Here is an 8,647-nt window from a genome sequence, read left to right as displayed (position 1 = left end):
CTCCGTAGTCTTTAAATTTTTGCCTGTTGGGATTTTCACATCTTGATTTCATCGAACACCAAACGCCATATAGTTCAGGGTAATCACAACACGCTCCGTGAATCCTGTGAGAGTAAGCTTGATATGGTTTTAATTCTTCCATTTCAATCCTCCTGTTCCATACAAGCTCCACAGCCGGGGCAATACTGTGTCACATATTCGGGACTGTCATGCTCATATCCGCACTCGGAGCAGTGAGCATAGCCATATTCGTCTGGAATCCATTCGGCATATGCTTTTTCCATTTCAATCCTCCTTATACTCCCACACCCTGCACCACCCAAGCCCAGCAGCCAACGGCACCAACATCAATCCGCAGATTCTTGTCCACACGTCAGGCCACAAAAACACGGTCAGTATCACTGCTGCCAACCCACACAATGCTGCGCTGATATGCTTGCGGTAGGGGTTAACTCTCGGGCGGTATGGTGTATGTATTTTTATGGGTTTCATAACCCTAACTCCTTTAGCTTGTTGTAGTTCTTTTCTAGGGCTTTAATATCAATTCCCCAAATCTCAAACGCTAACTTGGTATTGACCTTATACGGCACAGCCTGAACAACATTTCGCTCGATTTCAGCAGATTGTACTAGCTTTTTCAGATTGATTGCCGTGTTTTCTCCTATGCCGAAAATCTCTTTGATTTCAGCATTGCCTATGTAATTGCAGCTGTAATAAATTTTCAGCGCAGCAGCTACATTCTCTACGGACCTTGTCCTTATTCTTGGCATGATATGTACTTCCTTTCTCACCCATTAAATTTATAAGACAATGTGTTTTCTTTCGATTGCCCATTGTACTTATTTCGAATTACACGAGCGAATTTCAAAGCCGCATCTCGAGTGCTGATATCTGTTCTTCCAAGAGAAACGATTTCTTGCGGTTGTACTCGAGATAGTTTTTTCACAAAGATAGAATCTTTGAAATCAGATTCATATGTTTTCACAAACAGTGCCACGCCAGATAAAATATAGGCATTAAGTGAATCTTTATCACCTTTCCATGTTTGTTTTAAAAGCTTAACCATTCTTTCGAATCCTGTTCCACCTAGCAGCTTATAAGCGTTTATTACAGCTCTGGCAGAAATAATTTTATTGTTTGCTGAACCATTGCCAGCAGCGGCGAAACTCCATCTTATTCCGTACGAGGATAAGATTCGATGAATCTCTAAAATATCAGGATCATTTCGAGCCTCGGACTTCGCCCTTGTTTTGTCAGCTAAATTAAGTTTCTTTTTGCTGGCATCCAATCGCTCATACAAATCAGCTTCCTGCTCATATGTAAGCCCATTTGCAATTTTACAGTTAACCATGATGTCCGTGCCGCCATTCATGAGCTTCAGGGCAGCGATACGGTGCTGACCATCTACCACGTTGTATCGCCCATCACGGAAACTTACGATAACTTCATCTAATAGTTTTGGGTCGAATTCATCAATAATTTGCTTGACACGAGCGGTTTTGACTTTGCGTTGATAAGGTTGTCCAGAGAATAAAATTCCAGTGGGCAGTTGCTTTCTTTCATAGGGCATGGTAAAATGGACTTGTCCAGCAAGGGCGGGTTTTCTTTGATTTTTCATGATTAAAATCCTTTCTGAATATCAATTATTTTTTCTACAGCTTTCAGCATTGCAGTGTTGAGAGCTGTAATTTCTTTTAGTTCGGCTTTGGTCAACAATGGATATAGATTGGTGTACATTTCCTGCTTGTACCACTCAAAACTGCGAATGGTATCTTTGGCAAAAGCATTGTATTCTTGTAAAAACAAAGAACCTGACATAGAAATTTGAGTTTTTTCGGATTTGAGATGCGAAACGACTTCTTTCAAAACAGCTTTCTCGTTTTTCGGTTTTGGCGGTTCAGTCGGTTTTTTCACCATTCTTTTAGCTGCTTCTTTTTGCTTTTCGGGTTCTTTGATTCGAGCGAGTTTTAAAGAAGGGTCTAACCCGATGCCATTTTCTTTTACAATCTCTTTAACTTCGGGAGTTAAATCTCGGGCGATTTGAATTTTTTGTTGCACTCGGCGAGGAGTTAGATTCATTTTTTCGGCTGAATCATCGACAAAGGATTTTTTTGACGTGACCGAAGAATCTTCGCTCACGTTATTTCCTACTGCACGATTCATTCCAATAGCTTGTGCAACGCCTTTTTTTGTTTCCGGATATAACATTTCATAAATCTCTTTCTTCCTTAAAAGCTGTTCGCCTTCATCGAGGTGGCTGAGATTATGTCGAATCAAATTTTCGTCAATTTCAGCCAGTTCAGCTTTCAGACCATCCAGTTCAACAACATTGCATTCGATTTCCGACCAGTTGAGCAATTTACAGGCTTCTAAGCGGTGAGCACCAGCAATCAGCGTATGGTCTGCTGTGACGGTGATAGGATTGATAAGCCCGACTTCTTTCATACTGTCGGCTATTGTCAGCACATTGGCTTCATCAATTTCTCGGCGGTTATCACCTACCTTTATATCGGATATCTTGATTTTCATTTGCTTGTCCTTTCTGTATTTGATAAAATGTGGGTAGAGGGGAGGTGATTTAAGTGATATTACATATAACTTGCAAATGTGATTCAAAGTTTGATATAACCTCACGATGCATAAAAACTAACGGAGATATACATTGTCCCAGTTGTGGGCGAGCTCTTCCGGCAGAAGCCTCAAAATACGCAAGAGAAACTTTTTTAGCTTGTGGAAAGCTTTATGAAGCACTGGGAACAGTAGATTTGTATGAAATCAAAATTGATTAATCATCAGAAATACTGACGGAATACCCCTTTGTACCTCGCTGAACAGCCTTTTTTAACTCGTCTCCATTAATAACAATACCCTCTTGCCGTTCTTGCATCGCAACTACAAGTTCGGCAATTTCTTTCGGTGTGGCTTCAATAATAATTTTCATACTGTTCTCCTTTCTTCTTCGAAAATTTTTAAATCTTCTGTTGATATGCGGTAATCCCTGCCAATCTTGACAGCGGAAAGCTTTTTCTTGCGAATCCAATCCCAAACAGTCAGAACCTTGACTTTATAAATCTCGGCAACTTCATCACAAGTGTAGTATTTAGGCAAAATATCACCTCTTTCTATTTGATTTTTGGAAATAATCTCCTTATAATGGTGGTATCGGCATTGCAGTGTCGGAATACATAGGGAAGGAGGATTTTACAATGTACTTAGCTTTTTGTGATTCTTGCGGTCACACCGAAAAATATGGAAAGAAAGAAATACCGTCTATATCGGTAGCAAGATATGAAGAAATCGAAAAGCCCGAATATTGTTCTCAATGCGGAACTAAAATGTCTTACGGTTGTCCCAACTGTGATGCTCCCAGAGAGAGCGTGAACGACAAGTTCTGTAAAAAATGTGGCACAGCTTATCAGCCCAAATAGTTTTCCGAAGAAGAAGCCGTTACAGCGGTTTCTTCTGTTTTTTTACCGCAATTTGTGCAGAACAAAGCATCTACATCATGCTCACACTTTCCACATTCACGCTCATACTGTTTCTTTTCCATAGAACACATCCTCCTTCCTCAAAAAAATACTTGCGTTTACTTCGGTTTTGTGATATGCTTAGTTTGCTAAGGTAAACAAAACACAAAACATCATTTTTCTAAGTCACTAAGAAACCTTTCTGTTTGACTTAGTTTTCTTTGGTACACCCATAATATACCACAGTAAACTAAGATAGTCAACACAAAAAGGCTTAGATTTCTATGTTTGTTGATTATGTATAGAATGGTGGAATAAAAATGGACATCTACGACAGAATTGAAAAATTATTGCAAGAAAATAAGATGAGTGCATATAAGTTATCTAAAATTACAGGGATATCCACTGGATTGCTTTCCCAATGGAAAGGTCGGTCACAAAATCCTTCCGCTGACAAACTTCAAAAAGTTGCAGATTGTTTTGGTGTCTCCGTAGACTATCTACTAACAGGAGAAGAATCCACACAAAAAGAAAGGCCCGCCACTAAAAGTGACGAGCCTGAAATAACATTTGATGATTTCACATATGCTTTTTTAGATGAATCAAAAGAATTGACAGAAGAAAACAAGCAAAAACTCCTTGAAATGGCAAAATTCTTTAAGCAACAACAGGAAAAAGATAACTGATTTATCGTGTGAGGAAAACGCATGGTTGAATTGAATACTATATTTGCCGACATGGAAGCTGAAAAGGTAAGCCTTTTTCCATATGAAGTAGGGGAAGAAAAAAGCGTTACTTTGGAAATGAATAATCAATACGCTATATTTCTTGATACTTTTCGGGTCAAAACGGTTACAGAAACAAAATGGATACTGGCGCATGAGCTAGGACACTGTGCAACAGGCTGTACGCATAAGGTAAGCAGTTCACTTGACTTAGTAGAGAAACACGAATACAAGGCAAACAGGTGGGCGATAGAGCGTTACATACCATTTGAGAAATTGAGCGTAGCTATACAAGAGGGATACGCTGAAAAATGGCAATTAGCTGAATATTTTGATATGCCAGAATCATTTATTGAAAAGGCGTTAAATTATTATTTTGTGACCAAACAGCGAAAACTGGCTTAAATAAAAGGAGAACACAATGAAATACGAACTATCAGAAGATGAAGTAAAGTTTTTAAGTCTATATCAAGAACTGCTAGACGAATACAAGCTGACAGCAAAAGAAAACTTAGAATCGCTGCACGAATTGCAGACAAGAACAATGAAATCTTTGCTAACCTCTATAAAATAAAAAAAGCCCCCGGTGCTACCAACACCAGAGGCTTACCGAATGAAATTAAGACAAGCTTAATAACAATCATCAACGAAGTTATTATATCACTTGTCTTTGGTTTCGTCTACCCAAAAACGAAAAGGACAGGTGATTTTTTGTGCCAATTTATAAGATGCAAGGAAAAAAGAACGGTTTGCAAAAATACCGTGTGAGAATCAACTACAAAAACCTGCAAGGCGAAGATAAGCAGATGGAACGCGTGGCCTATGGAGCGGCCGAAGCTAAGGAGCTGGAGGCGAAGCTGGTAGCTGAAATAAAGGAGAAACCGCCTGAGAAGCGTATGACTGTGCAGCAACTGTATGATGAATATGTTGAGGTTAAAAAGCACGAGGTTAGGGAAAGCACATTAGCAAAGACCCGCCATATTTTAAACAATCATGTGCTACCACTGTTGAAAGATAAGAGTCTGCCAAAACTAACTCTTCCAGAACTACAGAACTGGAAAAATCTTATTAGTAAAAAAGAAATTGTTGTTACGATGAAAAGAAATATATATGGTGAATTCCGAGCCATGCTGAACTATGCAATAAAAATGGGGTATTTATCATCCAATCCGCTTATTCGCCTAGGAAATTTCAAAGATGCCTATGAAATACGAAAGACAGTAGATTATTACACCGCCGATGAATTTTTAAAATTCATTTCGGCCGCACAAAAACAATCCACAGAATTTTATGAAAAAAATTATTTTGTATTTTTTAATATTGCTTTTTATACCGGACTGCGCAAAGGCGAGATACACGCCCTCAAATGGTCAGATATAGACGGAAATATCTTACATGTGCGACGCAGTATCTCCCAAAAAGTGAAAGGTGGCGATAGAGAAACCCCTCCTAAAAACAAATCATCCTATCGCAGTCTACAAATCCCTGAGCCACTTAAGGGAGTGCTTAACGAGCATTATGATCGGTATAAGCAAGTAGACGGTTTCACACACGACTGGCGAATTTGCGGGGGTGAAACCTCTCTAAGAGATACCACCATAGAACTCAGAAATACTCTATACGCAAAATTAGCTGATGTTAAAAAGATAAGAATCCATGATTTTAGACATAGTCACGCTTCTCTTTTAGCTAATTCCGGAATCAATATTCAAGAAATTGCCAGACGATTAGGACATTCGAAAATCGAAATCACATGGAACACTTACAGTCACCTCTATCCGAGGGAAGAAGAAAGAGCAGTTGCAATATTAGATAAAATCGTGTAAAAATCGTGTACAGAGAAAAATAAAACTCCACAGACCGCATAAAAGCTAGGCTGTGGAGTTATTTGGTGGAGATGGCGAGAATTGAACTCGCGTCCGAAAGACAATCGCCGGGGCTTTCTCCGAGCGCAGCTGATACTTTGACATTCCCTCTGTCCGGCGTCTATCAGCAGACTCCGGATTTTAGTAGCCTTTAGGCCGTGACAGAGTTAAAGGCGTGGCCCTGTTCACGTTCACCGCTAATCGGCGCTCTTATCCCAGCCGCGGTACTCTGAGTAAGAACGGCTGCTTAATTAAGCAGCAACAGCAACAGAATTGTTGTCGTTTAATTTTAAAGTTTACGGATTTTAGAGTGGTCCCGTCCCACTGCTCGCTTTTCCCCGGCTTTCGTCCCCCGTCGAAGCCTTTACATCCCCATAAAAAGTTTTGTAAAACTAAACGAAGAAATAAGCCAATAAATCAATCAGGTTATCTATCTTTTTCAAAGACCAACTCAAAATAATTAGCCAAACCATATCCACCCACATTGGGAGCAAAAATCTGGAGAAGCTTCCAACCATCTTTGGCCTCTCTATTGGCGATTTCGATATAATCTTGATCAGGTTCTTTGTGCCAAAAAGATAAATGAATTCTTACTTTTTTATATTCTTTCATAAAGCTCACCATATATCCCTATTTTATAAATAGAAGTTAATTTTATTGTTAAGCGCAGAAAAAATTCTAGGAGCAAATGTTTATTATTCCCCGTGTAAGAAGTTCTGTAACTATTATAGCATGATTGACAAAAAGTCACAATGTAAATTTTTGATAAAGGTGAGAAATGCAATTATAAAAAGAGTTGCAAAATTTTCTATCGATTACGCTCTTTCACAGCTCTTTCAATATCTCTCTTCGCTGCTTTCTCTGCTAAATCAGCACGCTTATCATAAAGTTTTTTACCCTTGCACAAACCAACATTGACTTTAACACGAGAACCTTTGAAATACAGTGAAAGCGGAATGAGTGAATAGCCCTGCTGTTTTGTCAGGCCAAACAATCTTAATGTTTCTCTTTTGTGCAGAAGCAATTTTCTTACTCTTGTTGTATCGTGGTTGAAAATATTACCTTGCTCATAAGCACTGATATGACAGCCGTTTAAGAACATTTCTCCATTTACGACAGAACACCAAGAATCTTTCAGGTTCACTCGGCCGGCGCGCAGCGATTTGACCTCTGTTCCTTTAAGTTCAATGCCTGCCTCTAATGTTTCTTCTACAAAATAATCGTGATATGCTTTTTTATTGCTTGCAATTGTTTTTGTACTTTCTTTCACTATTTTCACCTCCTGCGGTGAGCCACCGCTGGCACGTCGTGTAACCCGTGCTAACGCACTCTACATGCGCTGTAAATCTATAGGTTATATCCTCACGTTGAGATGTGAGGAAAAATCTGAATGAATAAAACCTGTGAGCCACCGCTGGCACGTCGTGTAACTCGTGCTAAAGCATTTTTCATGCGCTGTAAATCTATAGGTTATATCTCACGTTGAGATGTGAGTAAAATCTGAATGAATAAAACCTGTGAGCCACCGTTGGCACGTCGCGTAATTCGTGCTAAAGCACTCTTCATGCGATGTAAATCTATAGTTTATATCCTCATGCAGAGTTAGATGTAGACTTATAAAACTTGCCGCCCTTCCATTGCCCTGGAAAGGGTAACGTCATCGGCGTATTCCAAATCCCCGCCGACAGGAATGCCATAAGCCAGTCTGGTAATTTTAATTCCAAGTGGCTTTAAAAGTTTGGCAAGATAAAGTGCAGTTGCCTCACCTTCCACAGTAGGATTGGTCGCCATAATAATTTCTTCTAAATTTTCGTTAATTCTATTCAGTAATTCGGGAATCTTCAGCTGATCAGGTCCAATTCCACTTAAAGGGGAAATCGCACCATGCAACACATGATATTGCCCGTTATAACCGTTAGAGCGTTCCAAAGCAAACACGTCACGGCTATCTTCTACCACGCAGATGGTCGAAGTTTCTCTTGCTGAGTTGCGGCAAATGGGGCAGAGGTCTTGGTCAGTTAGGTTACAGCAAACCTTGCAGTAGCGAATTTTCTCGTGAGCCGTAACAATAGCATCAGCAAAGCTTTCCGCATCCTCTTTAGACAAATCAAGAATATGATAAGCCAAACGCTGTGCCGATTTATGTCCAATTCCGGGAAGACTCTCAAATTTTTCAACGAGAGAATCCAAAGAAGGGATATAGTAGCTTGCCATTAAAACATCCCCGGAATGTTAATGCCGCCAGATAGGGCTTCCATTCTATCTTCTTTTTCAGCTGCAGCAGAGCGCAAAGCCTCGTTGACGGCAGCGGTAATTAAATCGCCCAGCATTTCAACATCATCAGGATCAACCACTTCAGGTTTGATCACAATTTCTTTAACTTCCATTTTTCCGGTGACAATGGCTTTCACAGCATCGCCGCCAGAAGTAGCGGTATATTCTTTTGCTTCTAATTCATTGGTAACAGCTTCCATTTGTTCTTGCATTTTTTGTGCTTGTTTGGCGAGCTGCTGTAAATTTTGGCTGCCACCGCCGCCCATGCCTTTTGGTAATCTTGCTTTCATAATCTATACTTCCTTTCATTTCTCAT

General features: G+C 39.8%; 18 protein-coding genes and 1 other RNA gene. 6 read left to right on the top strand and 13 right to left on the bottom strand.

Annotation, left to right across the window (positions count from 1 at the left end):
• Positions 1-143: 143 nt before the first annotated feature.
• From CS931_RS12715 to CS931_RS09925, 5 genes are read right to left on the bottom strand one after another with little or no spacing between them, the layout of a single operon-like run.
• Positions 144-284, bottom strand: coding sequence for a hypothetical protein (locus tag CS931_RS12715; RefSeq protein ID WP_159459805.1), 141 nt, complete (start codon positions 282-284; stop codon positions 144-146).
• A gap of 1 nt (position 285) precedes the next feature.
• On the bottom strand, positions 286-492 hold the full coding sequence (locus tag CS931_RS09940; protein WP_099205628.1) for a hypothetical protein: 207 nt from the start codon (positions 490-492) through the stop codon (positions 286-288).
• The gene (locus tag CS931_RS09935; RefSeq protein WP_099205627.1) at positions 489-770 is read right to left on the bottom strand and encodes a hypothetical protein; all 282 of its coding nucleotides are present in this window, start codon (positions 768-770) and stop codon (positions 489-491) included. Before CS931_RS09935 ends, CS931_RS09940 begins: the two co-directional genes overlap by 4 nt.
• Before the next feature lie 17 nt (positions 771-787).
• A complete protein-coding gene (locus tag CS931_RS09930; protein ID WP_099205626.1) occupies positions 788-1,618 on the bottom strand; it encodes a DUF6551 family protein in 831 nt (276 codons plus the stop codon).
• 2 nt (positions 1,619-1,620) lie between these two features.
• Positions 1,621-2,529 (bottom strand): ParB/RepB/Spo0J family partition protein, encoded by a 909-nt coding sequence (locus CS931_RS09925; RefSeq protein WP_099205625.1) that lies wholly within the window; start codon positions 2,527-2,529, stop codon positions 1,621-1,623.
• A 53-nt stretch (positions 2,530-2,582) separates the two neighbouring features.
• Here CS931_RS09925 and CS931_RS09920 point away from each other — a divergent pair, with 53 nt between their 5' ends.
• Positions 2,583-2,789, top strand: coding sequence for a hypothetical protein (locus CS931_RS09920; protein ID WP_099205624.1), 207 nt, complete (start codon positions 2,583-2,585; stop codon positions 2,787-2,789).
• Here the strand turns inward: CS931_RS09920 and CS931_RS12710 are convergent.
• On the bottom strand, positions 2,786-2,941 hold the full coding sequence (locus CS931_RS12710) for a hypothetical protein (RefSeq protein WP_159459804.1): 156 nt from the start codon (positions 2,939-2,941) through the stop codon (positions 2,786-2,788). The genes CS931_RS09920 and CS931_RS12710 overlap by 4 nt on opposite strands.
• The gene (locus tag CS931_RS09915) at positions 2,938-3,108 is read right to left on the bottom strand and encodes a helix-turn-helix domain-containing protein (RefSeq protein ID WP_099205623.1); all 171 of its coding nucleotides are present in this window, start codon (positions 3,106-3,108) and stop codon (positions 2,938-2,940) included. The genes CS931_RS12710 and CS931_RS09915 overlap by 4 nt, the downstream gene beginning before the upstream one ends.
• Before the next feature lie 98 nt (positions 3,109-3,206).
• On the opposite strand from CS931_RS09915, the gene CS931_RS09910 reads away from it, so the two are divergent.
• A complete protein-coding gene (locus CS931_RS09910; RefSeq protein WP_099205622.1) occupies positions 3,207-3,428 on the top strand; it encodes a double zinc ribbon domain-containing protein in 222 nt (73 codons plus the stop codon).
• Here CS931_RS09910 and CS931_RS13080 read toward each other — a convergent pair.
• Positions 3,416-3,550 carry a hypothetical protein gene (locus CS931_RS13080; protein WP_278277670.1) on the bottom strand — a complete coding sequence of 45 codons (135 nt, stop codon included), beginning with the start codon at positions 3,548-3,550 and terminating at the stop codon, positions 3,416-3,418. The genes CS931_RS09910 and CS931_RS13080 overlap by 13 nt on opposite strands.
• 237 nt (positions 3,551-3,787) lie before the next feature.
• On the opposite strand from CS931_RS13080, the gene CS931_RS09905 reads away from it, so the two are divergent.
• The 4 genes from CS931_RS09905 (at position 3,788) to CS931_RS09895 (ending at position 6,018) form a co-directional block, all read left to right on the top strand.
• On the top strand, positions 3,788-4,153 hold the full coding sequence (locus CS931_RS09905) for a helix-turn-helix domain-containing protein (protein WP_099205621.1): 366 nt from the start codon (positions 3,788-3,790) through the stop codon (positions 4,151-4,153).
• Positions 4,154-4,174: 21 nt separating this feature from the next.
• On the top strand, positions 4,175-4,597 hold the full coding sequence (locus CS931_RS09900) for an ImmA/IrrE family metallo-endopeptidase (RefSeq protein WP_099205620.1): 423 nt from the start codon (positions 4,175-4,177) through the stop codon (positions 4,595-4,597).
• A gap of 16 nt (positions 4,598-4,613) precedes the next feature.
• Positions 4,614-4,766, top strand: a complete 153-nt coding sequence (locus CS931_RS12705) for a hypothetical protein (protein ID WP_159459803.1) — start codon at positions 4,614-4,616, stop codon at positions 4,764-4,766.
• Positions 4,767-4,941: 175 nt separating this feature from the next.
• Positions 4,942-6,018 carry a site-specific integrase gene (locus tag CS931_RS09895; RefSeq protein ID WP_159459802.1) on the top strand — a complete coding sequence of 359 codons (1,077 nt, stop codon included), beginning with the start codon at positions 4,942-4,944 and terminating at the stop codon, positions 6,016-6,018.
• A gap of 63 nt (positions 6,019-6,081) precedes the next feature.
• Here CS931_RS09895 and ssrA read toward each other — a convergent pair.
• From ssrA to CS931_RS09870, 5 genes are all read right to left on the bottom strand, one after another.
• Positions 6,082-6,431, bottom strand: a transfer-messenger RNA (tmRNA) gene (gene ssrA, locus CS931_RS09890).
• 52 nt (positions 6,432-6,483) lie between these two features.
• On the bottom strand, positions 6,484-6,669 hold the full coding sequence (locus CS931_RS09885; protein WP_099205639.1) for a DUF4177 domain-containing protein: 186 nt from the start codon (positions 6,667-6,669) through the stop codon (positions 6,484-6,486).
• A 196-nt stretch (positions 6,670-6,865) separates the two neighbouring features.
• Positions 6,866-7,330 carry an SsrA-binding protein SmpB gene (gene smpB, locus CS931_RS09880; protein WP_200814979.1) on the bottom strand — a complete coding sequence of 155 codons (465 nt, stop codon included), beginning with the start codon at positions 7,328-7,330 and terminating at the stop codon, positions 6,866-6,868.
• Between the two features lie 341 nt (positions 7,331-7,671).
• Positions 7,672-8,271 (bottom strand): recombination mediator RecR, encoded by a 600-nt coding sequence (gene recR / locus CS931_RS09875; RefSeq protein WP_099205617.1) that lies wholly within the window; start codon positions 8,269-8,271, stop codon positions 7,672-7,674.
• Positions 8,271-8,624, bottom strand: coding sequence for a YbaB/EbfC family nucleoid-associated protein (locus tag CS931_RS09870; RefSeq protein ID WP_370738190.1), 354 nt, complete (start codon positions 8,622-8,624; stop codon positions 8,271-8,273). Before CS931_RS09870 ends, recR begins: the two co-directional genes overlap by 1 nt.
• Positions 8,625-8,647: the final 23 nt, after the last annotated feature.

Origin of the sequence: Scatolibacter rhodanostii (genome assembly GCF_900197595.1) — a bacterium.
Taxonomy (GTDB): Bacteria; Bacillota; Clostridia; order Oscillospirales; family Acutalibacteraceae; genus Scatolibacter; species Scatolibacter rhodanostii.
This window is presented reverse-complemented; position numbering and strand designations above follow the sequence as displayed.

Excerpts from the sequence above, each read along its gene's own strand:
- CS931_RS09940 (WP_099205628.1), bottom strand. The coding sequence starts at position 492 with ATGAAACCCATAAAAATACATACACCATACCGCCCGAGAGTTAACCCC.
- CS931_RS12705 (WP_159459803.1), top strand. The coding sequence starts at position 4,614 with ATGAAATACGAACTATCAGAAGATGAAGTAAAGTTTTTAAGTCTATAT.
- CS931_RS09905 (WP_099205621.1), top strand. The coding sequence starts at position 3,788 with ATGGACATCTACGACAGAATTGAAAAATTATTGCAAGAAAATAAGATG.
- CS931_RS13080 (WP_278277670.1), bottom strand. The coding sequence starts at position 3,550 with ATGGAAAAGAAACAGTATGAGCGTGAATGTGGAAAGTGTGAGCATGAT.
- recR (WP_099205617.1), bottom strand. The coding sequence starts at position 8,271 with ATGGCAAGCTACTATATCCCTTCTTTGGATTCTCTCGTTGAAAAATTT.
- CS931_RS12715 (WP_159459805.1), bottom strand. The coding sequence starts at position 284 with ATGGAAAAAGCATATGCCGAATGGATTCCAGACGAATATGGCTATGCT.
- CS931_RS09930 (WP_099205626.1), bottom strand. The coding sequence starts at position 1,618 with ATGAAAAATCAAAGAAAACCCGCCCTTGCTGGACAAGTCCATTTTACC.
- CS931_RS09885 (WP_099205639.1), bottom strand. The coding sequence starts at position 6,669 with ATGAAAGAATATAAAAAAGTAAGAATTCATTTATCTTTTTGGCACAAA.
- CS931_RS09910 (WP_099205622.1), top strand. The coding sequence starts at position 3,207 with ATGTACTTAGCTTTTTGTGATTCTTGCGGTCACACCGAAAAATATGGA.
- CS931_RS09935 (WP_099205627.1), bottom strand. The coding sequence starts at position 770 with ATGCCAAGAATAAGGACAAGGTCCGTAGAGAATGTAGCTGCTGCGCTG.
- CS931_RS09925 (WP_099205625.1), bottom strand. The coding sequence starts at position 2,529 with ATGAAAATCAAGATATCCGATATAAAGGTAGGTGATAACCGCCGAGAA.
- CS931_RS12710 (WP_159459804.1), bottom strand. The coding sequence starts at position 2,941 with ATGAAAATTATTATTGAAGCCACACCGAAAGAAATTGCCGAACTTGTA.
- CS931_RS09900 (WP_099205620.1), top strand. The coding sequence starts at position 4,175 with ATGGTTGAATTGAATACTATATTTGCCGACATGGAAGCTGAAAAGGTA.